Here is a 25,936-nt window from a genome sequence, read left to right as displayed (position 1 = left end):
CTTGGGGATATAATGGTTACGGACAAACGACCGTGCCAACGGGAGCGCAGTCCGGCGTAGTGGCGATAGCCGCGGGAGGGGATCATTCCCTGGCGCTCAAAACAGACGGCTTCGTTGTCGCATGGGGAGATAATGTTGACGGACAAACGACCGTGCCAACGGGAGCGCAGTCCGGCGTAGTGGCGATAGCCGCGGGAGGGGGTCATTCCCTGGCGCTCAAATCGGACGGCTCCGTTGTCGCATGGGGATATAATGCTTACGGACAAACGAACGTGCCTGCGGGAGCGCAGTCCGGCGTAGTGGCGATCGCAGCGGGAGGGTATCATTCCTTGGCGCTCAAAGCAGACGGTTCTGTTGTCGCATGGGGAAATAATGGTAACGGTCAAGCGACTGTGCCAACGAGAGCGCAGTCCGGCGTAGCGGCGATCGCAGCGGGAGTGGATCATTCCCTGGCGCTCAAAACAGACGGCTCCGTTGTCGTTTGGGGACGTAATTTCGATGGTCAAACGAACGTGCCTGGCAGCTCCGATCTGACCGATCTTACAATCGATCCCGGTGCTTTGAATTTTAACGCTAGTACCGATAGCTACACAACTTATGTTAGGGGTTCGGTATCCAGCGTTAACGTGACGGCCAAGCTAGCAGACATTGTCAACGCCAGTTTATTCATAGGCGGTCAGATGCAACCGAGTGGGTCGGCTTCGGCGGTAAGCTTGACAGGGACTTCAACCGTCATCCCTGTTCGGGTATCTCCTTATCTATTACCGGACAAGCTTTATTCGATTACGGTTATTAAAGTTGCACCGCCGAATGTTGCAGTCGCAATGACGAAGGCCGACGGAAGCGCGTATTCGGATAACACGTGGACGAATCAAGCTGTCTCTGTAAGCATAGGGGCGACGGATGATGTAAGTGTTACTTCGGTTACGTATTCGCTGGATGGAGGAGCGAACTGGAGCCCCTATTCCTCTCCCATCCAACTGACCGGCGACAATGTCTACTCGCTTGTGGTTAAAGCGATTGATTCAGTCGGGAATGAAACGATCGAACAGCGGACGGTAAAAATCAGCACAAGCGGATTAATATTGACTCCGGCGCTGACATTGGAGGACGGGGCCCCCTATACGAGCGGAGCTTGGACGAATCAGAGCGTGACTGCAAGCGTCTACGCCGAGTCAAGTGCAAGCGGAGTTGATTCCATTACCTACACGACGGATGGCGGAGCGGAACAAGCTTATGTGAACCAATCGCCTCTTGTATTCAGTCAAGAAGGGGCACAAGCGATTGTATTCAAGGCGACGGATACGGCAGGCAATATGTTAAACGCTCCGCTATCGATCAACATCGACAAGACAAGACCGGTCATTACGTTAAAAGGGCCTTCGAAAGTGACGCTGACGGTGGGCGACACATATGCGGAGCAGGGGGCTGACGCAACGGATAATGTTGGGCTCGCAGGAGCCGTAGCGATAACCGGAACGGTCAATACGAACATAGCTGGAACATATACGTTGCGGTATAACGTAAGCGATCTCGCCGGGAATGCGGCGGTAGAGGTTGTACGGACGGTTGTTGTCCAACCGCCGCTAACGTCAGAACCAGCGCCAGCACCAACCGTTGCCAAGCCGGTCATCGACAAAAACGGCGAACCGATTGACCCGGCTAACCTCGACACCACGAAGCCGTCCGTTACGCTTGAAGTGACGCCAAACAAAGACGGCATAGCCTACGTCAGCATACCGGCAAGTATTTTGACCCGTTTGGAAGGCAAGAACGCCACCTTCTTCATTGAAATTAAGGCGCCTTACGGCAGCTATCCAGTGCCGGTTAATCTGGCGTCGCTCATTCCGGGGCTGAAGGACTTGCTTGCTGCCAGTAACCTCAACACCGAGGACATCAGCTTCAAGACGACCTTAATTGACAAGTCCGGTAACAAAGATATCCAAGAAGCGTTTGCAAACGGCTTGCCAAATGGCAAAGTGATGGGTGCGATTGTAGATTTTCGCATCGATATGATCAACACTAGGACAGGGCAAATCATCGGAACGGCCGACAAGTTCAGCAAGGCGCTGACAAGAGCGATTCAGATGCCGAAGAACATGACCGGCATGCCGGCGCAATGGGGCGCGTTCCGCTATAACGCATCAGCCAAGAAGTTCGAGTTTGTTCCAGCCAAAAAAGCGCAAATGGACGGCGCATGGTATGTGATGATCAGCTCTTATTCCAACAGCGCATACGTCGTGGCGCAAAATGAAGCGAGCTTTGCCGATGTGCAAACGCATTGGGGCAAACCGTTTGTCGAGCTTGCCGCGGCGAAAGGGCTTGTTTCCGGAGTTGGCGGCGGCTTATATGAACCTGACAGACCCGTAACGAGAGCGGAATTTACTTCTATGCTAGTTCAGGCGCTCGGACGAGGCACATCTTCCGGCAGCGGTGCAGCGCCTTATGACGATGTAAAGCAAGGCGCATGGTACTTCGACGCGGTAGTGAAAGCGAAGGAGCTTGGACTCTTGAGCTTTGTAAAAGGTAATAGCTTCAAGCCCGATCAGCCGCTGACCCGCGAGGAAATGGCGAGTCTGCTGGCGGCGGTGATTGCCGCCCAAAAGCTGCCGGTCGCCAAGGAATTTGTAAGCTTGGACGGCTACAAAGATATCGGAAGCGCGAGCCCGACCTATCTGGAGGACATTCGCTTGATGGTCAAGCTTCAAATCATGACAGGCACAGGCTCGAATACGTTCGGTCCGAAGGGTGAAACGACACGGGCACAAGCGGCGGTCGTATTCATCAGGACACTGCAAACGTTAGGATCAATTGATAGCTAAGGGTCATCATCAAAGCCCGCTTGAGTGGAGTAAAATCAACTCAGGCGGGCTTGTCCATGTCTTTGGTTTTAGTTTGTTTTTATAGTCTGTGATTCAGATTTTCGCGTGCGTCACCGCAGAGATGTCCATCGCCTGTTGTCGGAATAATCATATCGGGACTCGGTGCCATCCATTTTGCGGCATTGCGCAGTACCTGATGGATTTCCTTCTGATACAGGATCGGAAACGTCTCATGTCCGGGGGTGAACTGGAACAGTTTTCCCCTTCCGCGGTAATAAACGTTGCCGCTGCGGCAGACATCGCCGCCCTCCCACCAGGAAAGAAAGACGGTCTGATCCGGTTCGGGAATCAGCTGAGGTTCGCCGTACATTTCATCTGCAGGAATTTCGATGCATTCGTTGATGCCATAGGTAATGGGATGGCCGGGATTGATGACCCAGACTCTTTCCTTTTCACCCTTGGGCATGGTGCGAAAGCGCCCCCAAAGGCCGGCATCATAATAAATACCAAGCACTCGCTGCCAGGGTTTTGAAAAGATGGAGGAATGCAAGGCGATAAAACCCATTCCGCGGTTGACGACATGATAGCAGATCCGGCTTGCGACTGTGTCATCAAAGGCGGCATTGTCGATGTGGCTCCACCAGATCAGAACATCGGTAGCCGCCAGGACTTCTTCGGATAGTCCATGGGAAGGCATATCCTGAGTGGCAATCGTCACCTCAAAATCATCATAGCCATGAAATGCCTGGGCGATAGCAGCATGAATACCATCGGGATAGATTGATTTTACGGGCTCGCTGCGGTCCTGATTGTGCTCGTTGAATATGGTGACAAGGATTTTTCGTTCCATTGGGAAGATCCCCTTTTCGATTCGGGTCGATGGCATAGCGTACTATTGCTCGAATTGAAAACCCAGACGGGCACCGCAAGATTCCCGGATAATTAAATGGGGCTCATGGGAAATGTTGATCCCTTCGGAATCATTGTTGATAGCGCTTATCAAGGTCATGATGGACATGCGTCCCAGGTAACTGTTCTGCTGGTCCAGCGTTGTCAGGCGGGGGCAGTTATATTCGCCCGAGGGAAACTGATCGCAGCTGACAACAGAGATATCTTCCGGTACGCGTAGTCCTTTATCTGCTATCGCCCGGATGGCCCCCTGCGCTACCGCATCGTTCATGCAGATAATTGCGGTAGGGGTCGTATCCGGTTGTTCCAGCAGTTTAGCCATGGCTCGATAGCCGTCCGGCGCGTAATAATTGCTTAAAGAGATCAGGGAAGAGTCAAAGGAGATCGCCAGGTTCTTCAGCGTCTGCGTATAGGCAGCCAGTCTGGCTGTGGTAGTACGAATCCCTTCCTCGCCTCCAACAAAGCCTATCCTGCGGCGACCCAGCGCCAGCAGATGATGGATCAGGGCAGATATACCGCCGCTTATATTTCGGTTCAAGAAGGTGCAGCTGCAGTCCGGAACGGACTGTCCCAGAATGACGACCGGAATCTGTCTGCCCATACGGTTTAAGGCTTCTTTATAGGAATCGGAAATTTCATCTCGGTCGATTTCGCCACCCAAAATCAATACGCCATCCACCTTCTTATCCAGCATCATCTGGAAATAGGTGTTTTCCGGTATGGCATCGGAAACGCCATGGTTGGATCCGCCGTAAAAGGTGTTACATAAAATGATGGAATACCCGAAATCTACTGCGTAGCGCTGGATCTCCAGATACAGCTCGCTAAAGTATGGATTTGTGATATCCGATACGATAACTCCCAGCGTCTGGGTATGGTTGCTGATCATGGCACGTGCCACGGAGCTTGGCGAAAAGTGGTATTTGTTAATGATGTCAGTCACATGTGCCTTTGTCTTTGCGGAAACATTAGGACTGTTGTTGATAACGCGGGATATGGTGGAGACAGACACCCCGCTCAACTCTGCGATTTTATAAATGGTAAGGTTTTTCTGATCATCTGACATGAAAAAATTCCTCTCTGCTATAACATCTATACAGGAACACCAACATATGCTTTTGGAATCGGTACCAAGATGTCGTATTAAGTGTACTATATGCTTAAAAAACAGGAAAAAACAAGCAACCCAGTATTTTTCTTAATTGTAGTATGGGGAAAATTAAAAGTCAACGTAGACGAGATGGTTTTGATACCGATACCAAAAGAAAGAGAACAGACAGAAAATGAAAAACTTACGGTAAAATGAGGTTGACAAAAATGAACAGTTTAATTTATAGTTCAGCTTAGGAAATTTGGTACCGGTACCAAAATCTCTTCAAGGTAAATTTAGGATTGAGAAATTCCAAAAAATGATAAATGGAGAGTGCTATTATTTTTTTATTTCATTTTGGTACCGGTACCAAAATGGTTCAGGTTAGAGAGTAAAGTGCCTAAAAATGTGAAATGGAGGTTGCTCTTATTTTTTATTTCAATATGGCACCGCTTTCAAATTCGTTGAGGTAAAAGGAGAAGTTGCGATGCGAAAGGACAGGGAGAGGAAAAAGACGGCGCAAAACCCGCTGATGAAACAAAAGAAGGGTGGTGTATTCTATGAGCTGTTCAGACACAGGACTTTATATGCAATGACGCTTCCGGCGTTGATCTTTTTCCTGATTTTCAGCTATATCCCCATGATGGGTGTGTATTATGCATTTGTTGATTATGACTTTGGCAAGGGTATTCTTCACAGTTCGTTTGTGGGACTGAAGAATTTTCAGTATTTCGTTTCCGGCGGATGGGATGCGCCGATCGTTTACTTGACCAAGAATACGATCCTTTACAATCTGGTGTTCATTCTCCTGGGAAATATCATGCAGTGTATGTTAGCCATCATGATAACAACGGTTGTCGGACGGCTTTTTAAGAGAGTAACGCAATCTGTTATGCTGCTGCCGCACTTTGTGTCCTATGTGATCGTGGGCACGATTGCCTATAACATTTTCAACAGCAACTACGGCGTACTCAATTCGCTGCTGAAGGCTTTGGGCGGGAGCGGGATCAGCGTGTATATGATTCAATGGATATGGCCGTTTATCATCACATTTTTCTTCCTTTGGAAAGGTACCGGCTTTGGCATGGTGGTTTATCTTGCTGCAATCACGGGCTTTGACCGGGAGGTTTATGAAGCGGCAAAAATCGACGGCTGTAACCTATTTAAGGAGATCAGGTACATCACGCTGCCGATGTTAAAGCCAACATTTATTATGCTGGTGCTGTTCAACCTTGGCGGCATCATGAGAGGACAGTTTGAATTGTTCTATAACCTGATTCAGAGAAACGGACAGTTATTCAGCGCAACGGATGTTCTGGATACCTACATATACCGTGCGATGACAGTCAATTTCAATCTGGGTACCTCTACGGCGGCAGGTGTTTACCAGTCCGTATTCGGCTTTATCCTTGTGGTCACCGTAAACAAGATCATACGTAAGACGAGTCCGGAAAACGCCTTATTCTAAATAAGGAGAGTCGAGAAAGATGAATAACCATAAAATGTCCGCCAGTGAAAAAGGATTAAAACTATTTTTCTATATCGTTCTTTCAATGGTGTCTATTGTCTGCGTACTCCCCTTTATTCTGGTAATTTCCGGTTCTTTTTCGGACAGCGCGCAGATATTGCAAAACGGTTACTCCATTCTGCCCAGGGGATTTTCGCTGGATGGCTACCGCAGTATTTTCCTGTTTCCGATGCAGATTGCCAAAGCCTATGGCGTCAGTATCTTTGTCACCGGTGCGGGAACCGGCATTGGTCTGATGGTCATGACCTTCTGCGGTTATGCGATTTCCAGAAGCGAATTAAAATATCGCAATGTCATTGCTTTCATTATTTATTTTACGACTCTATTTTCCGGCGGTTTGGTACCCTGGTATATCGTAGTTACCAAGCTGGGATTAAAGAACAGCATCTGGGCGTTAATCATTCCGTCCATCTGCAGCTCCTTCTATATCTTGCTCATTCGTAATTTTATGAAGACGATTCCGGATGCCCTTGTTGAATCTGCAAGGCTGGAAGGAGCAGGGGAGTTTCGTACCCTGTTGCAAATCGTCGTGCCGATGTCAAAGCCGATCCTGGCCACCATTGCCTTGTTTCTGGCACTTGCATACTGGAATGACTGGTACCTGGCTTCCCTTTATATTACAAAAGCCGATTTGTGGCCTTTACAATACCGGTTATACAACATCCTGAATGCCGCCTCCAAGATCGCGTCGGTCGGGGCCGAGAACTTTACCAGCAAAATTCTGCCGACAGAGACGCAGAAGCTGGCGAACGCGATTGTGGCAACAGGACCGATTATTTTCCTATATCCTTTCCTGCAGAAGTACTTTGTTCAGGGCATCTCCATCGGAGCGGTAAAAGGATAATTCCAAAGCGGTAGTCATGCAAATTACTATATCAACCTACTTTTTGAAAATTGGGGCAAGGGTCAAAAAGCGGGAACGATTCCTATCAAAAGAGGAGGAAACTGAAAGATGAGAAAAAGCATGAAGAAACTGACGGTAGGGTTGTCGGTAGCGGCGATGGTTCTTGGCAGTACTGCATGCGGTGGTAAGGCACCGACGGAAAGTTCGGAAAGCACAGGGTATACGGGCGATTTGGATTATGTGAAGCTGAAAATGTATGCGATTTCCGATGCACCCAATAATACGGACCTGGCAAAGCAGTACTGGGATCAGCTCAATGCCAGATTAAAAAAGGAACTGAATACGACTATCGATTTCACTTATGCAGCAGGCAATGATTACAAAAACAACTATGCTTTGGCCATTGCTTCGGGAGAAAAATATGACCTGATGCAGGCGGCTCCCGGCTGGTTGGATTATCAAAGCTATGCATCAAAGAACGCATTTAAGCCGCTTGATGATCTGCTGCCGAAGTATGCGCCTTATCTTTGGAAGAATATTCCCAAGACTACATGGGATGCAGCATCCGTCAAAGGGAAGATCTATGGTGTTCCCGGTATGGAAACAGGAGTAACAGCACCCGCCTTCGTATACAGAGAGGATCTAAGAAAGAAATACAATCTGCCTGAAATCAAGTCCATGGATGATATCGAGACCTATCTGCAGGGGATCAAGGACAATGAGCCGGGAATCATCCCGAGCGATGATTATCAGAGTCAGGTATATGGTACTTCCTGGATTTACACCACGCCTTATATCGGCATCGATGAAATTCACGACAGACTTTACAACTTTGTTTATGACCCCAGAAACGGTCAAGTGCTCAGTGTTATCGAGACCCCTGAATTCAAAGAATATATGTATAAAATGAAGGATTGGGCCGACCGAGGCTTTTGGTCTTCCAGCGTGCTTACCAGCACGAACTGGGGCGTAACGCAGGTACTCAACGGAGTAGCGGCGGCATCCTTCAATGAGCAGCTGCCCGGCTATAACAACCATGCGACACAGGTGGAAAAGGAACATGGCGCCGAGGGCTGGGAATTGAATTATTTTATGTATTTTGAAGGAAATCCGGACTCCGTTCTTCAAGGCTCCACAACCAAAAATATGGCGGCAATCTCAACGAATGCCGAGCATCCTGAACGAGCACTGATGGTTCTGGATTATATACAGCAGCATGAAGATCTTTGGAATTTCATTACTTATGGTACAGAGGGCGTTAATTACAACCTGACTGCAGATGGAACGATTGATACGTCAAACATTGCAGACGGTGCATCCTTCAACTATTTCCCTAGCGGCATGTTTGCAAATGCAAACTTCAAGAAGCGCAAAAGCGACGCTTGGGTAAATTATGACACCATGATGGAAAAGATCAATAAAAAGGTCGTACCCGACATTTTTGAAGGCTTTGTCATGGATAAGAGCAGCTTCGAGACGGAGTATACGGCACTGAATGATGTAAATAGCCAATATGGATACCCGCTGGAGGCAGGTCTTCTCAGCGATGTGGATAAGGCATACCAGAAATATCTGGATAAAGCCAAGGCTGCAGGTCTTGATAAGGTTAGAGCAGAAGTGGAAAAACAGGTCCATGCATGGCTTGCATCCAAAAAGTAAAGAAAAATAGAGGAACAGACCCGTCCTTTCTCGTAAGGGAAGGGGCGGGGTTAAAAAGATAGGATGAGATGAAAGCTTAAAACATCGCAATGGCGAGGAGTGCAGGCCAATGAAGAACGTCGTTTATATTATTCGCGATGATGTTAACCACCCGAAGGAAGTCATTGATCCGGTTATGGAAAAGGTGTTCGATGCGGTGCAGTGGGAGGTGATCCTCACTGACCGGGCGAGAGATTTGATAGAGACCGAGGCATTGGTAGATTTGGCCATGTTCTTTACCAACGGGCGTCCTGAAGGGGAGACCAATATGACCCCGGAAGAGCAGCGGCAGATTGTCCAGAAGGTGAGGAACGGCATGGGCATTATGTTCGTACATGCAGGACTTGTCCTCATCGAGCCGGACAGCCCGTTCTATTCGGAGCTGAATTCCGGCCGATTCGTCGAGCATTCTCCCCATCACGTGGAGGTGACGAATAACCCGGCGATTAGCTTCAAGCATCCGATTATCGAGGGCATCGAGCCATTCGTTGCGATCGACGAGCATTACTACTGTCAAGTGGATACGACGAGAACCGATGTGATTCTGTTCAGCACTTCCCAACATGTGACGGCAGCAGGGGGATGGGCGCATCAGGTTGGGGCAGGCAAAGTAGTGGCACTGACTCCTGGACATAATCCGGAGGCGTTGGGCCATCCTCAAATGATTCAGCTCATGAAGAACGGCGTGGACTGGGCTGCTCGCCAGAGCTAGAACTTAACGAGGGAGCGATGTGTCAGTGGGTTCGATGTCAGTGGGTTCGATGTCAGTGGCATTAGGATTGTATTCGGTATACAAGGAGCTTCAGCGCGATCTGGAGTCGACGCTGCGCAGAGTCAAGGCAATCGGCTATGAAGGGGTGGAATTCTATGGCCCGTTCATTCATGAGCCGGAGAAGATGAAAGATCTGCTGGAGGAAATCGGACTCGTCAACTGCGGCTGGCATACGGAATGGAAATTGCTGCAGGCAGATACGATCGACGCAACGCTGGACTACCATGCCCGCGCCGGAACGACCAATATGATCATCCCGGCCTTGGGCGGGCCTTGGCAAATCGGACATCAGATGAGCGAGGATTGCGCGGATGTGTGGGTGCAATATGCAGTCCGCATCAATGAACTTGCGAGGCTGGCGGAAGAGCGGAATTTCCGCATTGGCTACCATACCCATGCGCATGAATTTCATACGCATTTTGGCGAGTCAACGCCGTGGTCGCTTCTTAGCGAACATACCCATTCCGGCGTCATACTGGAGCTGGATACAGGCAATTGCATGGAAGCGGAGGCTGATCCGGCCCAGGCTATTGCAGATCACCCGGGGAGAGTACAGCTTGTGCATTGCAAGCCGTTCTCCCGAAAGCTTGGCCACGAGACATTCATCGGCAGCGCTATGGATGACAATGATTGGCCGGCTATTCTTGAGGCATGCAGCCGCTCAGGAACCGAATGGCTAATTGTAGAGCATGAATCGGAGACTGAGTATCCCCAGTTTGATGGCGCGGAACGGTGTTATGCCGGGCTGCTGGAGCAGCTGGGCCAGCTTCAGTCGGCTGTAGACAGAGAAGTTTAGTGTTACTAAACCAGTGGGAGATGTTACGGTGATACAGACCAATCAGGCGATCAGATTCACAGGCAAGCAGCAAGCATCGCTTGTGCAGGGCGATTGGGAGCCGTCGCCGCTTGCAGCCGATGAAATTTTAGGGCGAACGATCGTATCGCTCATTTCGAATGGCTCGGAGATGGGCGCATATATGGACTATTCCGGGGGGATGAAGTATCCGGTAGAGACTGGCTATGCCGCTATTCTCGAGGTGCTTGAGGCGGGTGAAGAGGTTACAAATGCGAGAGTGGGCGAACATGTGCTTGCATTGTCCCCGCATCAGGCATATAGCCGGGTCAAATTCAATGATTACATTCCTGTCCCGGCGGGAATGAAACCGGAGCATGCCGTGATTGGCCGATTCCCGGCAGTCTCGATGACCTCCATGATTCATTCCCGAATCCGCCCGACGGAATCGGTTATGGTAACGGGGCTTGGCATTGTGGGCCTCATGTGCGCGCAAGTGATGCAGCATTGCGGCTATGAGGTCTATGCCTTTGATCCGAACGAGGGCCGTAGAGCAACAGCCCGCTCTTGCGGATTGCGCCATGTATATGCTTCGCCGGATGAAGTGCCGGTACTGAAAGGAACGGCTGGATTGGCGATGGATTGCTCCGGCAGGGAAGAGGCGGTGTATTCCTTGCTTGCCAACCTGCGCAAGGGCGGGGAACTGTATCTGATCGGCGTGCCTTGGTACCGTTCGACGGACAAGTTCGCGCATGATTTGCTGCGCAGCATTTTCTATGGATATATCCAGGTTAATTCCGGCTGGGAATGGTCCCTTCCGCGACATTCTTCGGAGTTCCATCCTAACAGCAATCATGGGAGCATTAGGAAAGCTATGGAATGGATTCGCGACGGGCTGATCCAGGTAGAGAACATTTATGATATCTATGCGCCAAGCGCATGCGGAGAAGTGTATGCGGGAATTGCTGACGGCACATTGACGAAACCCTGCGTTATTTTTGATTGGAGCTCGGTTTAAATACGGGCTTGCCGTCGGCAGCTCATCACAATTCCGGGAAGAGAGTGAGACCATGTATACGACAACTAAAAAACAGGGTATCCATCATGTTTGCCTAAAGACACGGGATATCGAAGGTACAGTCAAGTTTTACATAGAAGGTCTTGGCGCACGCTTTGTCGTGGAATGGGGCAAGGATGGGGCTGAGGATCATGCGGTGCTGGTGGATCTGGGCGATGGCGATTTCCTGGAAATCTTCGAGACGAAGAGGGAATTTGTCGATGGGATATGGGAGCATCTGGCAGTTCGAACGATGGATATCGAGGAATCGGTGCGCCGGGCCGTAGCGGCGGGAGCAACGCCTCTTGGCGTTCCGCGCCATAGTCATATTCCGGCCCGCTCGGGCGAAATCGTCAGCTTGAGCTTCTGCTATGTTCGCGCGCCGGGCGGCGAGCTCGTCGAGTTCATTCAGGATGACCATTAAAAACAGGCCTTCGCACCCTGATTTGTCTTCCGTTCCTGCGCCAAAAAAGCAAGTGCTATCAGGAGGAACCACGATGGAGAAGTCCGTACTGGCTGTTGATTTGGGAGGAACCAAAATCTTGATCGGGGAGGTTTCGCTGGACGGCGAAGTGCTCGGAAGCAAGGTTTATGCATCGACGGTAGTATCGCAAGAACAAGTATTCGAGACGTTAGCGGCAGCCCTCGGAGATTATATCAAACATATGGGACTGCGGCGCGAAGCGGCGGCGATCGGGATCGGCGTAGTAGGACGGGTCGATACGAGCGAGGGCATCTGGCTCGAAATTGATCCTTCCAGAAGCCAACCGATCGAGCTCGCCCGGAAGATCGGCGAGCTGTTCGCGATGCCGTGCGCAATCGGCAATGATGTCTACTGTGCCACGCTCGCGGAGCAGAAATGGGGCTGCGGCATCTATTCGGACAATTTTATTTATATGAATATCGGTACGGGGATTGCCGCCCGTTGCGTAGTGAACGGCGAGCCGATTATCGGCCGGCATTTCAATGCGGGCGAGGTTGGGCATCATGTGGTAGATTATGACAGCGATGTGCAATGCATATGCGGAAGGAAGGGTTGCGTGGAGCCGTTGGCTTCCGGGCTCGGGATGCACAATCGGATCGTCGCGCTGAAGCCGTCCTATCCCGATTCGGCCATTGTCATCCCGAATGAAGGCCGCGTAGGCGTCGAAGAGATTTTTGCAGGCTACGATCACGGTGATCCGCTCTGTACGGAGGTTGTGGATACCGCGCTGCAGGCTGTAGCGGAAACGATTATGAATATGGTCCGCTTCTCCGATCCGGACACGATTGTACTTGGCGGCGGCGTTGTTAGCGGTAGCTGGTTTATGGACAAGCTGCAGTCCAGGCTGCAGGAGAAGACGATGCGTTTCGTTATGAACGGCGTGAAGAAGACGGCGATCGACGAGGCCATTATCGGATTGAAGGGCGCTGCATGGCTGGCAATCCGAACGATGTCCAAGCTGGAAGCCTAGAGGGGGGAATAACGGAATCATGGCATCGAAAATAGAACGTGAACTTGAACTTTCAAATCTGATTCATAGACCGCTGCAGGTGGACGAGAGTGCGTCATTGGAAGCGGACAGCTTGAAGAAGGAAGTATTGGACAGGGTAGTTATTCTCGATCAGGCCGCGGGGAGCGATCGGTGGATGCATCGCGGACTCGGGGCGTCAAGCGTGCTTGAAGGCGGTCTGTTGCAGCTGACTTCTCCGTTTGTGATGGATACATGGCCGGAGGGTTCGCCTCGCGACGGAGATTACAGCACTTACGGGCATGTAGGCGTCTATCGGACGTTCGATCATGAGAACTGGGAGCATTTCAACCGGATTTCCTTCGAAATTTACCCGAACTGCAGCGGGATGTCGAACCCGCATATTAAAGTAGCCCTAAAAAATGACGGCACGATCCAAATTCCCGATATTTATCACCGTGAAGGCTCCAATGTCATCAATTTGAAAGACCGCCAGTGGAATGTATGCTCGATGGAAATTCCGGACTTGCCGCGGGACGGGATTACCGAGCTTGAGTTTTGCTATGATATGTACGGCAAAGACCGTGCGACCGGCGATACGATGACATTTCGCATTCGAAACGTCTTCCTGGAAAAGGTAGCCTATCCGAACATTTCGAAAGGATGGCAGCCAAGAAGCAAGGATATTATTTTTTCCCATAACGGCTACAGTGTGGAGCAACCTAAAACGATGATTTTGGCGGAGCGGCACACATCGTCTTTCACCGTTATCGAGCTTGAGACGGGAGAGGAGAAGTTCACCGGTCCCGTTAATCATGCGAGCACCTCCATCGGCAGCTTCTCCGTTGTGGACTTTTCCGCGTTTAAGGAGAAAGGGAAGTATATCGTCCGGGTGGGCGAGCTGCTGACAAAACCCTTCGAGATTGGCGGCGCGGCGGACCGATGGGAAGATTCGATCTGGAAATCGATAAACTTTATCTATTGCGAGCGCTGCGGCTGCCCGGTGCACGGCATTCACGGCAGCTGCCATGAGGATATTCTCGCCCGGCATAACGGCGGAACGATTATTTTCAATGGCGGATGGCATGATGCGGGCGATGTATCCCAGCAACTGGTGCAGACGGCAGAGGTGGCATGCGCCCTCTACGAGATTGCCCATCAGGTGAAGGAGCGCAACTATCCGCTGTACCTTCGTCTTGTCGAGGAGGGAGAATGGGGGGTGGACTTCATTCTGAAGACCCGATTCGGCGATGGCTACCGGGCTACTAGCGCAGGGATCCGAATCTGGTCGGACGGCATCATGGGCAATATGGACGATATGACTGCCCGCGTGCACAACAACCCGTATGAAAACTTTATCCTCTCCGGCATCGAAGCGCAGATCGCCATGTTCATGGAGGATGGGGATCTACTGAAGGATAAATTAACAGCTTGTGCGATCCAGGATTTCAAATATGCGGTCGAGCAATTCGAGCTCAGAAGCTTTGCGCCGAAGCCTATCTTCTGGGAGCACACCTACATGAGCTCGGAAAGCTTGTTCATGGCGACGGCTTCATGGTCGGCATCGCATCAATACCAGCTGACAGGCGAGGCTTCCTATGCAATCAAGGCTGTCGAATATTTAGACTATGTTATCGATTCGCAAGAGCTTGCCGGCATTCGAACCGATGACGGCAAGACCGTAGCCGGCTTCTTTTACCGGACGCCGGAGAAGAAGGTCATTCAGCATTTCAACCACCAGGCCAGGGAGCATGTGTATTTGCAGGCTTTCAGCGAAATTCTGAAGACGCAGCCCGAGCATGCCAAGCGTGACGGCTGGATGGAATCCGTCCGAAGCTACGGGGAATATATCAAGTTTCTGACAGCCTTTACAGCGCCGTATCCGATGATATCAAGCGGCATCTACCATGTGGATGAGAATGAGGACCGTGAAAGCTTCGAGCTCCAGCATTTGTTGGTTGGGGAGGAAGCGAAAGCGTTGTATACGGAGCAATTGAGGCAGGGTGTCCGTCTGAACGACAACCATTACTTGAAGCGGTTTCCGGTCTGGTTCTCGTTCAAGGGCAACACGGCGATCGTCCTTTCTACAGGCAAGGCCGCGTCCCTGGCAGGTTTGCTGCTTGAGGATCGGGAGCTGATCTCGATTGCCGAGAGCCAGCTGCAGTGGGTAGTAGGCAAGAATCCGTTCGGTCAATCGCTGATGTATGGCGAAGGCTATAACTTCGCCCAGCAGTACAGTGTGCTTAGCGGAGAAATCGTAGGCGAAATTCCGGTAGGCGTACAAACCTTCGAGAACGAGGATATTCCATACTGGCCGCAAATGAACAACGCCACCTACAAGGAAGTATGGGTCGGTCTTGCGGGCAAATGGCTGTCTCTGCTCTCCGACTTGTACGCGTACGACAAGCGGAGCGAGGCTTGAGCAAACCATCATGCGACAAGGCTGACCGGCAGCGCGATCTGCCGGTCAGTCTTGTCGGTAGCCATGTAGAGGAGGAAGAATCGATGAAACCGACAATGATGACCTATATTCAAGAAGAGCAGGCGGTAACGGAAGGCATTCTCGGCAGCTACCCGGGCAATGTGGATGCCTTCGCGGAGCTGGCGGCGGGCCATAAGACGGAATGGCTTATTTTGGCGACCGGTTCAAGTATCAATGCCGCGCTAAGCGCCAAATATTATATCGAGAAAGTGGCGGATGTGCGTATTGACGTCAAAGAACCGTTCAATTTCACGCATTACGATAAAATCAGTCCGCACTGCGATCTGGTCATCGGCATTTCGCAAAGCGGCCAGAGCACTTCGACGATCGGCGCCCTGAATCGGATTCGCGAGCAAACAGGCCTCCAAACGGTCGCCTTCACGAGCGATGTGACGACGGCCATTTCCGAAGCGGTTGATCTGACGCTTGATATCGGCTGCGGCAAGGAAAGAGTCGGCTACGTGACCAAAGGGTTTATCGCTACAGTATTGACGCTGATGCTCGCCGGCCTTAAGACGGCAGTAGCGAAAAAAACGCTGACGGAACAGGAGGAGCAGGCCCATCTCGATCAATTCCGCGCTGCGGTAGCTGCTATACCGCAAACGATCGCCAAAACGGAGGCGTTCTTCGAGCAGCACAAGGAAAATTTGGCGAGCGCGCCCAGATTTTCCGCTGTTGGTTACGGCCCTACCGTCGGAACGGTGAAGGAATTTGAAACGAAATTTTCAGAAACGGTTCGCATGCCGTCGCAGGGGATCGATCTGGAGGCCTTCATGCATGGACCGTATCTGGAGGTCAATCCGGAGCACCGTATTTTCTTCGTTGAAACAGAAAGTCCGGTCAAGGAGCGGATGGAGCTGCTGATTGCGTACGAGAGCCGAATTACGAATTACACCTATACCGTCACGTTAGGTAAAGCGGAGAATGACCGTACGATTGGTCTGGAGGTGAAGCTGGACGAGTTCATGGCTCCGTTCATGATGATTATTCCATTCCAGATTTTGGCTCATCATATTGCGGGAGCAAGAGGAATCGATTTGACCCAGCGGATTTATACCGACTTCGGGGTAGCTATGAAGAGCAAGACACAGCCGGGAGACTACGCATAAGAGCGGAACAGACCGGCGTGCGCAGCTCCGTTCGTGCATGAGGCGCAGCACAAACGGCTGTTGTCTATCATGGTTGAACTAAGAAACAGAAGCCAGCGGATACTCCGCTGGCTTCTCTGCTTCTCACTAGAACATGCCCAGTTCGAAGATATGCTCTACCGATTACCCCCTTATCGTCGAAACGATAAGATTGACTAATCGGAACTTTTCACTGATACTTTTGACAGAAGATTGACGGAGTTTTTTCTCGATGGCCGAGGGAGGGCGGGCAGGATGTATAACATTCTGATTGTGGACGATGAGAAAATCGAAAGGGAAGGTATCCGATATTATATTCGAAAATACGGGCTGCCCTTCCATGTGACGGAAGCCGAAAACGGGAAAAAAGCGCTCTCCGTCTTGCAGACCGAGAAGATAGACATTCTGATCACCGACATTAAAATGCCGTTCATGGACGGGCTTCAGCTAGCTGCCAAAGTCAGAGAAAGCGATCGCTCAATCAAGATTGTCATCTTAAGCGCATATGGAGAATTCGATTACGCCCAACGGGCGTTGCCGCTCCAGATTGCTCACTATATCCTGAAACCGGTCGAACCGGATGAGTTTCTAGACGTGATTAACCGGGTTATCCGGCTTTGCGAAGAAGATCGAGCTTCCGAGGTCGAGCGGGCAAAGCTTCGGGAGCTTCATCAAAAAGGCGTCAAATACGAGAAAGAGAAGCTGCTGCTCGATTTGATGTACGGTTCGGGCGGTTCTGAAAGCGCTTTTACGAGGCTTGAAGAAGTCGGCTGGTCTCGTGGAGAGGCGGCGTCCTTCCGAATGGCGATGTTCCAAACCGAAGGGAAGGTTTTCGACGCGGCGGGCGAGCAAATGGAGCGAATGGTGCGTGACAGCGCGCCATGGCCTTTCGACTATATCAATATGAACGAGTACCAAAGCGTACTATTTATCAAGCCGGATCCCGCATCCGACTCCGAACGTCAACTAGAGGATTTCGGCAAACAGATACAGATGAGGCTGGAAGCTCAAACCGGCGCAAAGCTGAGTATTGTCTTTAGCGCCAGGATCGACCGTTTGGATCAAATCGCGACAGTCTACGAAGAGATGGAACAGGCGATGGAAACCCGGTTTTTCATAAAGGAACCCGCCATATTTTTTACGGGCGCGCAGGCCGAAGAAGAGACGGGGGAGGACTTCTCGCCGAGGCTGAACCAGTCGCTGCAGGATATATCGGGGGCGTTGAGAGGAGGGGACAAGAGCATGGTCGCTTCCCGAATCGAGAAGCTGTTTCTGGATTTGCAGCGCAACCCGAGATTATCCTCCATTTATGTCAGGTACATCTGCGTCGAAATAGTCAATCTGCTGTACGCTAAGAGGGATCAGGCGGATAAGACCCGATTCCAGCAGGCGGCGGAGCGGATCTTCAAAGCCGAACACGTGGAACGGTTGAGAGAGATCGTAATGGGAGCGGCGGAGGAAGAGACGCCGGTCGATAAGGATTTGGCCAGAAAGGCGATCGAAGAAACGTTGCGGTTCATTCACCAAGAATATAGGCAGGATCTTGGGATTGAAATTTTGGCGGAAAAGGTATATCTCTCTCCCAATTATTTGAGCCGATTGTTCAAGAAAGAGACCGGCACAAGCATCGTAAAATATTTGACCGCATACCGGCTAGAGAAAGCATGCGCGCTGCTCCGTCAAACGAATATGAAAATCGTTGACATCTCAAACGAGGTAGGATATTCGAATTTCTCCTATTTCTGCTCCATTTTCAGAAATTATTACGGAATGACGCCGGCTACTTACCGTGAAGGTGACGGATGGTGAACAGATGGCTGAACGCGTTTAAAAATCTGCCGTTTCGGCAAAAACTGATCCTCTCCTATCTAATCGTCATTCTGGTGCCTCTGCTGACGCTGGGACTGTATTCGTTTAACCAGTCCAAGCTGTTTCTGCGCAAACAGGCGGAGCAAGGGCTCCGCGAAACGGTCGGTACGATGGCGGAAAGGTTGAATGCCAAGCTGGAGTGGTATGACGGAATCGTCCAATCGGTCGTATCCAATACGGGGTTTCATAAGATCTTCAGCAACCAGTACACGGACTTGACCGTCATGTCCGAGGACGTACGAAACGTTCTGGAGCCTAATTTCAATACCGTTCTTTATTTGAACAAAGAGATCGAACAGATGACGGTCTATTCGCAAGGAATGCCGGAATTCGGGAATTACATGAGAAATATGGAGCAAGTTCGGTCGGAAGGGTGGTTCGGAGACGCGACCGCTTCGAATCATACGGCGTGGTCTTTCACCCCGCAAGCCATCCTAGCCGCGAGAGCCTTTCCGGCTATGTACGTAAACAAGAATACCGCCGTGCTCTATATCAAGCTGGATAAAAGACAGGTGCTCGATGAAATCGGGAAAAGCAACCTGGACCAATACGGGATTGTCATATCCGATGACCGGAAGAGCGTCTTGTATGCCAATCGGAATGCCGCGGACGAGGAGGGACCGCTTCGCCCCGAAGAGGCCGTCAAGCTGACGGATGGGATCGTCAAGGTGCATGACGTCTCTTATATCGTCGTTCGGAAGCCGATTCCGTTTCCGGGCTGGACTTTGTATTGTTATGTTCCTATCGATCGGCTAGCCGCAGATCCCGGTTCCATCGTGCGAGCGACGTTCGTCGTTATTCTGATCTGCCTGGCGATCGTTCTGGCGCTGGTATGGATTTTCTCGCATACGATGATCAAGCCCATTCGCCACCTGAACCGAAAAATGACGCAGGCGGGGGAGGGGGATTTGACGGTCGTGGTGCACAGTTCGGCGAAGGATGAGATCGGACAGCTGACGAACCTGTTCGGCCAAATGCTCAATCGAATCAATGAGCTGATCCGGGAGATGTACCAGAATAAGATCATTCAAAAGGAAGCGGAATTGAAGGCGCTCCAATCGCAAATCAACCCCCATTTCCTGTACAATACGCTGTCGATCATCTACTGGAAAGCGGTTCAGCTCGGAGCGGACGACATCGGACGTATCGCGACGTCGTTATCCCGGTTTTACCGGACGGCGTTAAACAAAGGATCCAACGTGATTCCCATCCGCAACGAAATCGACAATATCCGCTCCTATCTCAATATTCAACTGATCATGCACGACCATAACTTCGATGTCGTTTATTCGATAGACGAACGGCTTTATGAATATGATATGCTCAATCTGATGCTGCAGCCGATCGTAGAGAATGCGATCGATCACGGCATTGACCTGAAGACCGACGGACGAGGCATTCTGACGATCAGCGGAACGTTGGACGGAGATCAAGTCGTTATCGTCATCGAGGATAACGGTCCGGGTATCGAGCCTGAATTGAAGGAACGTCTGCTGTCCAATCATTCGACCGGCTACGGGCTGAAAAATGTTCATGAGCGCATTCGCCTGTTTTTTGGGGAACGGTACGGCATTACGATTCAATCGGAGCCGGGAATAGGGACCCGTATGAGCATTTTATTTCCCCCATATAATCGCCAACGAACGACGGACGCGATGTAGCGCGGCGCGGGCAGTTGGATAGAAAACTGATATATTTGAAAGAAATTTTGCGATTACGGATCGGATGCCGGCTGTTATTGTAAAGGAGGGGCAGGGACCATACCAGACGGCTAGGAGCATAAGCGAATGGACAACGCACAAGGCTTGACGTGGCGCAAACAAGCGTCCGGTATTTGGAGCGCGAAGCTAGGCAGCCCCCCCGAGTTGAATCCGCTTTCCGTCACCGGCATGAAGCCGAAGTTGACGGCATTGGAGCGGATGAATACGGCGGAGCTGCCTTTTTCTTTGGAGGAAATCGAAACGGAGCGGACATCGGGCGGGTGGATGCTGCGGATCCCCCTCACGCAGCATGAGCAGGTGTACGGCTTCGGCTTGCAATTCATGAAGATGAACCATCGGGGAAGAACCCGGTATTTGCGCGTGAACAGCGATCCGAAGCAGGATACGGGGGAATCGCATGCGCCGGTGCCCTTCTATGTGACGGATCGGGGATACGGTCTGCTGATCAACACGGCCCGCATCGTGACCGTTCATTGCGGCTCAACCGTGCGGCGGGGCGAACGAAGCGAAGGCGAAGCTCGGGACAGAAACTCGGATAGCCATTGGAAGGCTACGCCGGATTCCGGAAAGATCGAAATCCTGCTTCCTATGGAAGGCGCGGAGATCGTGCTATTTGCGGGAGAGACGATGTTGGATGTCGTGCGCCGCTATAATCTGTTCTCCGGAGGCGGCACGCTTCCGCCAAGATGGGGGCTCGGGTTCTGGCACCGTGTTCCGACCGGATACGACAGCTCCGATGTCATTCGCGAAGCGCTCGAGTTTCGCGAACGCGGCATTCCGTGCGATGTCATCGGACTGGAGCCGGGCTGGCACAGCAAGAGCTACCCGGTCACCTTCGATTGGTCGCCGGAGCGCTTTCCCAATCCGGCTGAATTCATGAAGACGATGGAGAAGATGGGGTTCCGCGTCAACTTGTGGGAACATCCTTATGTGTCTCCCGAAGCCGAAGGCTACGAGGATGTGGCCGGATTGTCGGGCAATTACTCGGTTTGGGGAGGAGCGGCGCCGGATTATTCGCTGCCCGAAGTGCAGGATTGGTATAGCGGGCTGCATGAAAGGAAACACGCCGATATCGGCATAGCCGGCTATAAGCTGGATGAGTGCGACGGCAGCGAGCTTACGGGACATTCATGGATGTTTCCCGCGCACGCAAGGTTTCCGTCAGGGTATGACGGGGAACAGATGCGACAGCTTTACGGCCTGCTGCTGCAGCAGTTGACGAGCGGATTGTTTCGCAGAAGGAATCGGCGGACGTACGGATTGGTCAGGGCATCGAACGCGGGTGCCGCTCCGCTCCCCTATGTGCTGTACTCGGATCTGTATGACCACCGGCAATTCGTTCGCGCGTTGTGCAATTCTTCCTTCTCCGGGCTGTTATGGACACCGGAAGTGCGGTCGGCCGCGAATGCCGAAGATTGGGTCAGACGGATGCAGACAGTCTGCTTCTCTCCGCTTGCGATGCTCAACGCCTGGGGGGACGGGACGAAGCCCTGGTCCTATCCGGAGGCGGAGCCGATCGTCCGCCGTTACATCAAGCTGAGAATGCGTCTTATTCCTTACTTGTATTCGGTTTTTGCGCAATATGATGCCGAAGGTACGCCTCCCTTTCTGGCGATGCCGCTCATTCCGGATCGGGGTCCGGCGCGGCGGAAGAATACGGAAGGAAGAGGAGGTACGGTGCCCGATACGGCGGAAGGGGCATACGGACGTTCGGGCGGAGATCTATGGGACGATCAGTATATGATCGGCGGCTCGTTGCTGGTGGCTCCTATGTTCGCCGGCGAAACGTCACGCAAAGTCTATCTGCCGGAAGGGGTCTGGTACGGGCTTGAGACGGGCGAACGGTGGACGGGAGGACAAGCGATCCATATTCAGGCATCGCTTGACCGCATTCCCGTATTCGTCCGGGATGGAGCCGTTCTGCCTCTGATGCCTGCGCTTCCCGCCGTGCCGAGAGCGGGCGAGCGGGTTCCGCTCGATATTTACCACTTTGGCGAGTCTCCCGGCCGATTCCTGCTTTACGAGGATGACGGCGAGACATTCGATTACGAGCAGGGTGATTGCGCATGGAGAACGCTCGAAGTACGGAAGCGGGACGACGGCACGTTCGCCGGAAGCGTATCCGGGCACCCCGACCCGAAAGCCTCCGGCTACGAATCCTTCAGATGGCATTTCGCTCAAACGCGCCTGACGATGGACGATTGACCGGAGAACGACGGCGCAGGAGTTACAGGAGAAGGAGGAGAGGAGAATGGACGGGAGCATACCGCACATTCGCGGAAAGACGGAGCCGGCGCAACGGTACCGAAAACGAAACGAATATCGCACGCTGCTGTTGATGCTGATTCCAGGTTTGATTTATTTTATTCTCTTTCACTATCTGCCGATGTATGGCGTCGTGATCGCCTTCAAGGATTTTAAAATTACGGAAGGGATTTGGGGCAGCGATTGGGTCGGCTTCAAATATTTCTTGAAAGCGTTTGACGATCCGCAATTTTATGTCGTCATCCGCAATACGCTGCTAATCAGCTTTTACAAGCTGCTTTTCGGATTTCCGGCGCCGATCCTGTTCGCGCTGCTGCTGAACGAAGTGACTCGGGTTCGATTCAAGAAAATCGTGCAAACGATTTCGTATTTGCCGTATTTCTTCTCCTGGGTCGTGCTTGGCGGCATTGTCATCAGCATTTTTGCCATCGACGGTCCGGTGAACGGGCTGCTGGGATTATTCGGCGTCGATCCGGTCTTGATGCTGGGCGACGACCGATACTTCCGCAGCGTGCTGGTCGTAACGGATGTCTTCCAGTCGTTCGGTTGGAATTCGATCATTTTCTTTGCCGCCATCGCGAGCATCGACCATCAATTGTACGAAGCGTCCATTATCGACGGGGCCAGCCGGTTCAAACGCGCCGTGCATATCACGATTCCGATGCTCTCTCCCGTCATCGTCATTATGCTGATTCTGAAGATGTCCCATATTCTCGATGCCGGCTTCGATCAGATCTTCAACTTGTATAATCCGAACGTATTCCATGTATCCGACATTATCGATACTTACGTTTACCGGAAAGGGTTAACGGAGATGCAATACAGCTATTCGACGGCTATCGGACTGTTCAAATCCGCCGTTGCGGTTGTGCTGGTCGTCTCCACCAACTATATCGTCAAATGGGTCGGCGGCAAAGATCACACCTTGTGGTAGTCGTTCGCGCAGGAGGAATTGTAATGAATCCGATTCGAAAAACGGCCGGCGAGAAAACGTTCGATCTCTTTCTATACGCGCTGTTCATTATTATTATGTTCATTACCGTATACCCTTTCTGGAGTCAGGTTGTCCTCTCGATCAGCGGCGATTCGTCCGCTTATGCGACAGGCGTGCGAATCTTTCCGTCCGACCTTTCGTTTGACAGCTACGGTCTGGTCTTTCAATACAAACCGCTTTGGATCGGCTACGGCAACACGATTTTGCGTACGGTCCTAGGCGTTGCGTTAAGCCTGATTTTCACATCGCTGACAGCGTATCCGTTGTCCAAGAGAGGGCTGCCTTGCAACAAGCTGTTCACTACGCTCATTCTCGTGACGATGCTGTTTAACGGCGGACTGATCCCGAATTATTTCCTGATCAAGAATGTAGGGTTGTACGATACGATCTGGGCGCTTGTGATTCCGGGGATGATCGGCGGATTCAACGTGTTCATCATGAGAAACTTCTTCCGGTCCATCCCGGAGAGTCTTGAGGAATCTGCCAAGATGGATGGAGCAGGGTACCTGAGAATCTTCTGGAAAATCATCATCCCGCTATCGAAGCCCGTGCTCGCGACCGTCTCTCTTTGGGTTGCCGTCTACCATTGGAATGCCTGGTTCGACAGCATGATCTACACTTCGGATGCAAGCAAGCAAGTGCTGCAAATCGTGCTTCGCAAAATTATCGTCGAGAACAACGTGGATGATCTCAATGCCGTCCTCTACCGGGCGGGACAGGGTTCGAAGTTTTCCGGCAGACAGCTGCAGGCGACCATCATCATGTTCTCGCTCATTCCGATGCTCATCGCTTATCCCTTCGTTCAAAAGCATTTCGTGAAGGGAATTATGCTAGGCGCTGTTAAAGGGTAACCCCCTTCTAATAGAACATTCATGATAGAGAGGGTGTCAACATTGAAATCAAGAAATCGAAAGGCTTCCCAGGCGCTGATCTCCTTGCTCCTCATTGCCGTTATCGCAGGATGCTCGGGCAGCAAGAATGGAAGCCCTACGCCGAACGGCTCGGCGGCCGCGGAGCCGACGGCTTCAGGCAGCCCGGCAGAGAAGGCGCCGAAGGAACGAATGAAACTGCAGTTCTGGTCGCAATCTCCGGAGAAGGTAGTCCCAGCCAGCCATGCGGTTCAAGCGGTAGAGGATCAGTACAACGTCGATATCGAAATTCTTCCTAGAAACAATGAAACGTATGTGCAGAAGCTGCAGCTCAGCATCACCTCCGGCAATGCGCCGGATTGGTTCTCCGATCTGGACTTCAAGGAATACGACAAACTGGTCGATCAAGGGGTGCTAGCGGAAATTCCGCCCGAACTGCTGGAGGAGTATGCGCCCAACTATATGAAATGGATCAAGAAAGAGCTTGGCGACGACCCGTTCCGCTACACGATGAGAAACGGCAAAAACTATGCGATGCCATCCGTATGGACGCTCGGCTCGAAGGCGACGGTCGTCGGCATACGCCAAGACTGGTTGAACAAAGTCGGAATCGATAAAGTTCCGGAAACGCTGGAGGAGCTTGAAGCCGCCATGGTGAAATTCCGGAATGACGATCCGGACGGCAACGGCAAGAAGGATACGTACGGCATGACGGGCAAGACCGATTATATCGAGGACTTCTTCAGTCCCATATTCGGCGCCTATGGCGTGTATCCGGGTATCTTCACCGAGAAGGATGGGAAAGCGGTGCTCGGCGAGATTGAACCGGGGGCCAAGGAGGCGCTCGCGCTTCTGAACAAATGGTATAAGGAAGGTTTGATCGATCCGGAATTCGTCATCAATAAAGGCAATAATGTCGACGATAAAGTCATTTCCGAGAAGGTGGGCGTGGTCACCAATTACTGGTGGAAATTCACCCCTGCCGAAGCTTTCTTCGGCGGCTTGTACTATGACAAGCTAATCGCGAACAACCCGAATGCGAAGTGGGCTACGATCGGCGGTCCTAAAGGGCCGGGCGGAGATTTTGGCGCCGATCAGTCCAATCCGGTACTGAATTCCGGGCTGTTGTTCTCCAAGCAGGTGGACCGGGACAAGATGATCAAGTACATCCAAATCTTCGAAGCGACGAGCTTCGATCTGGACCTATACGAGAAAATCAATTACGGCGAAGAGGGGAAGACGTTCAAGAAGAATAACGGCGACATCGAGTGGATCCCTCCTTACGATAAAGAAGAGGAACGGATCAAATACGGAGCGGGGTTCGTCCAGCTCCCGGGATCGTTTAACGATTACGATCTGCTGATGCCGTATATGACGAAGAGCAAATATAGGGAGCTTCGCAAGGAGGCGGAATCCAAAGGCACGGGCAAATACAACTTGCTAAATCCGATCGAGCGGCCGGTATTTAACGAATACAAGGACAGACTGGATCAGTTTACGAAGAAAAACCTGGTCGACTTTATTACCGGCAAACGCTCGGTCGACGAATTCGACAAATATGTGGAAGAGTGGAAGCAAATAGGCGGCGACAAAGTGATGGCCGAAGCGCAGCAGAAGTACGAAGAGGTATTCAAAGAATAGAAAG

At 51.6% G+C, this 25,936-nt stretch carries 20 protein-coding genes; 18 read left to right on the top strand and 2 right to left on the bottom strand.

What is annotated here, in order from left to right; all coding sequences use genetic code 11:
• Nucleotides 1–32: 32 nt before the first annotated feature.
• Complete coding sequence (locus H7C19_RS24430; protein WP_313731995.1) at nucleotides 33–2,822, top strand: S-layer homology domain-containing protein; 2,790 nt, start codon at nucleotides 33–35, stop codon at nucleotides 2,820–2,822.
• Nucleotides 2,823–2,901: 79 nt separating this feature from the next.
• Here the strand turns inward: H7C19_RS24430 and H7C19_RS24425 are convergent, their stop codons facing one another.
• Together H7C19_RS24425 and H7C19_RS24420 are read right to left on the bottom strand one after the other, a co-directional pair.
• Nucleotides 2,902–3,672, bottom strand: coding sequence for a ThuA domain-containing protein (locus H7C19_RS24425; RefSeq protein ID WP_185671679.1), 771 nt, complete (start codon nucleotides 3,670–3,672; stop codon nucleotides 2,902–2,904).
• Nucleotides 3,673–3,714: 42 nt separating this feature from the next.
• Nucleotides 3,715–4,797 carry a LacI family DNA-binding transcriptional regulator gene (locus H7C19_RS24420; protein ID WP_185671678.1) on the bottom strand — a complete coding sequence of 361 codons (1,083 nt, stop codon included), beginning with the start codon at nucleotides 4,795–4,797 and terminating at the stop codon, nucleotides 3,715–3,717.
• A 90-nt stretch (nucleotides 4,798–4,887) separates the two neighbouring features.
• Here H7C19_RS24420 and H7C19_RS34435 point away from each other — a divergent pair, with 90 nt between their 5' ends.
• The 17 genes from H7C19_RS34435 to H7C19_RS24340 all read left to right on the top strand — a co-directional run bounded on the left by H7C19_RS34435 (nucleotide 4,888) and on the right by H7C19_RS24340 (nucleotide 25,932).
• Nucleotides 4,888–5,037 (top strand): hypothetical protein, encoded by a 150-nt coding sequence (locus H7C19_RS34435; protein WP_221469454.1) that lies wholly within the window; start codon nucleotides 4,888–4,890, stop codon nucleotides 5,035–5,037.
• Nucleotides 5,038–5,353: 316 nt separating this feature from the next.
• Nucleotides 5,354–6,289, top strand: coding sequence for an ABC transporter permease (locus H7C19_RS24415; RefSeq protein WP_185671701.1), 936 nt, complete (start codon nucleotides 5,354–5,356; stop codon nucleotides 6,287–6,289).
• Nucleotides 6,290–6,308: 19 nt separating this feature from the next.
• Entirely contained in the window at nucleotides 6,309–7,193 is an 885-nt protein-coding gene (locus H7C19_RS24410) for a carbohydrate ABC transporter permease (RefSeq protein WP_246469716.1), read from the top strand.
• Between the two features lie 108 nt (nucleotides 7,194–7,301).
• Nucleotides 7,302–8,852 (top strand): DUF3502 domain-containing protein, encoded by a 1,551-nt coding sequence (locus tag H7C19_RS24405; protein WP_185671677.1) that lies wholly within the window; start codon nucleotides 7,302–7,304, stop codon nucleotides 8,850–8,852.
• 109 nt (nucleotides 8,853–8,961) lie between these two features.
• Nucleotides 8,962–9,603 (top strand): ThuA domain-containing protein, encoded by a 642-nt coding sequence (locus H7C19_RS24400; protein WP_185671676.1) that lies wholly within the window; start codon nucleotides 8,962–8,964, stop codon nucleotides 9,601–9,603.
• Between the two features lie 49 nt (nucleotides 9,604–9,652).
• The gene (locus tag H7C19_RS24395) at nucleotides 9,653–10,459 is read left to right on the top strand and encodes a sugar phosphate isomerase/epimerase family protein (RefSeq protein WP_221469453.1); all 807 of its coding nucleotides are present in this window, start codon (nucleotides 9,653–9,655) and stop codon (nucleotides 10,457–10,459) included.
• A gap of 28 nt (nucleotides 10,460–10,487) precedes the next feature.
• On the top strand, nucleotides 10,488–11,474 hold the full coding sequence (locus tag H7C19_RS35540) for a zinc-binding dehydrogenase (RefSeq protein WP_185671674.1): 987 nt from the start codon (nucleotides 10,488–10,490) through the stop codon (nucleotides 11,472–11,474).
• 52 nt (nucleotides 11,475–11,526) lie between these two features.
• Entirely contained in the window at nucleotides 11,527–11,937 is a 411-nt protein-coding gene (locus H7C19_RS24385; RefSeq protein WP_185671673.1) for a VOC family protein, read from the top strand.
• A gap of 73 nt (nucleotides 11,938–12,010) precedes the next feature.
• Nucleotides 12,011–12,967, top strand: coding sequence for an ROK family protein (locus H7C19_RS24380; protein ID WP_185671672.1), 957 nt, complete (start codon nucleotides 12,011–12,013; stop codon nucleotides 12,965–12,967).
• 19 nt (nucleotides 12,968–12,986) lie between these two features.
• On the top strand, nucleotides 12,987–15,386 hold the full coding sequence (locus H7C19_RS24375) for a glycoside hydrolase family 9 protein (protein WP_185671671.1): 2,400 nt from the start codon (nucleotides 12,987–12,989) through the stop codon (nucleotides 15,384–15,386).
• An 83-nt stretch (nucleotides 15,387–15,469) separates the two neighbouring features.
• Nucleotides 15,470–16,555, top strand: coding sequence for an SIS domain-containing protein (locus H7C19_RS24370; protein WP_185671699.1), 1,086 nt, complete (start codon nucleotides 15,470–15,472; stop codon nucleotides 16,553–16,555).
• Nucleotides 16,556–16,828: 273 nt separating this feature from the next.
• Nucleotides 16,829–18,382 (top strand): response regulator transcription factor, encoded by a 1,554-nt coding sequence (locus tag H7C19_RS24365; protein ID WP_185671670.1) that lies wholly within the window; start codon nucleotides 16,829–16,831, stop codon nucleotides 18,380–18,382.
• Nucleotides 18,379–20,103 (top strand): cache domain-containing sensor histidine kinase, encoded by a 1,725-nt coding sequence (locus H7C19_RS35535; RefSeq protein ID WP_185671669.1) that lies wholly within the window; start codon nucleotides 18,379–18,381, stop codon nucleotides 20,101–20,103. The genes H7C19_RS24365 and H7C19_RS35535 overlap by 4 nt, the downstream gene beginning before the upstream one ends.
• Nucleotides 20,104–20,229: 126 nt before the next feature.
• Nucleotides 20,230–22,368 (top strand): TIM-barrel domain-containing protein, encoded by a 2,139-nt coding sequence (locus H7C19_RS24355; protein ID WP_185671668.1) that lies wholly within the window; start codon nucleotides 20,230–20,232, stop codon nucleotides 22,366–22,368.
• A 46-nt stretch (nucleotides 22,369–22,414) separates the two neighbouring features.
• Nucleotides 22,415–23,362 (top strand): ABC transporter permease, encoded by a 948-nt coding sequence (locus H7C19_RS24350; protein WP_185671667.1) that lies wholly within the window; start codon nucleotides 22,415–22,417, stop codon nucleotides 23,360–23,362.
• A gap of 23 nt (nucleotides 23,363–23,385) precedes the next feature.
• A complete protein-coding gene (locus H7C19_RS24345) occupies nucleotides 23,386–24,273 on the top strand; it encodes a carbohydrate ABC transporter permease (protein WP_185671666.1) in 888 nt (295 codons plus the stop codon).
• A gap of 42 nt (nucleotides 24,274–24,315) precedes the next feature.
• Nucleotides 24,316–25,932, top strand: a complete 1,617-nt coding sequence (locus H7C19_RS24340) for an extracellular solute-binding protein (protein WP_185671665.1) — start codon at nucleotides 24,316–24,318, stop codon at nucleotides 25,930–25,932.
• Nucleotides 25,933–25,936 lie beyond the last annotated feature (4 nt).

Origin of the sequence: Cohnella nanjingensis, assembly GCF_014212125.1 — a bacterium.
GTDB classification, from domain to species: domain Bacteria; phylum Bacillota; class Bacilli; order Paenibacillales; family Paenibacillaceae; genus Cohnella; species Cohnella nanjingensis.
The sequence above is the reverse complement of the archived record's forward strand: the minus strand, read 5'-3'. Positions and strand labels throughout refer to the sequence as shown.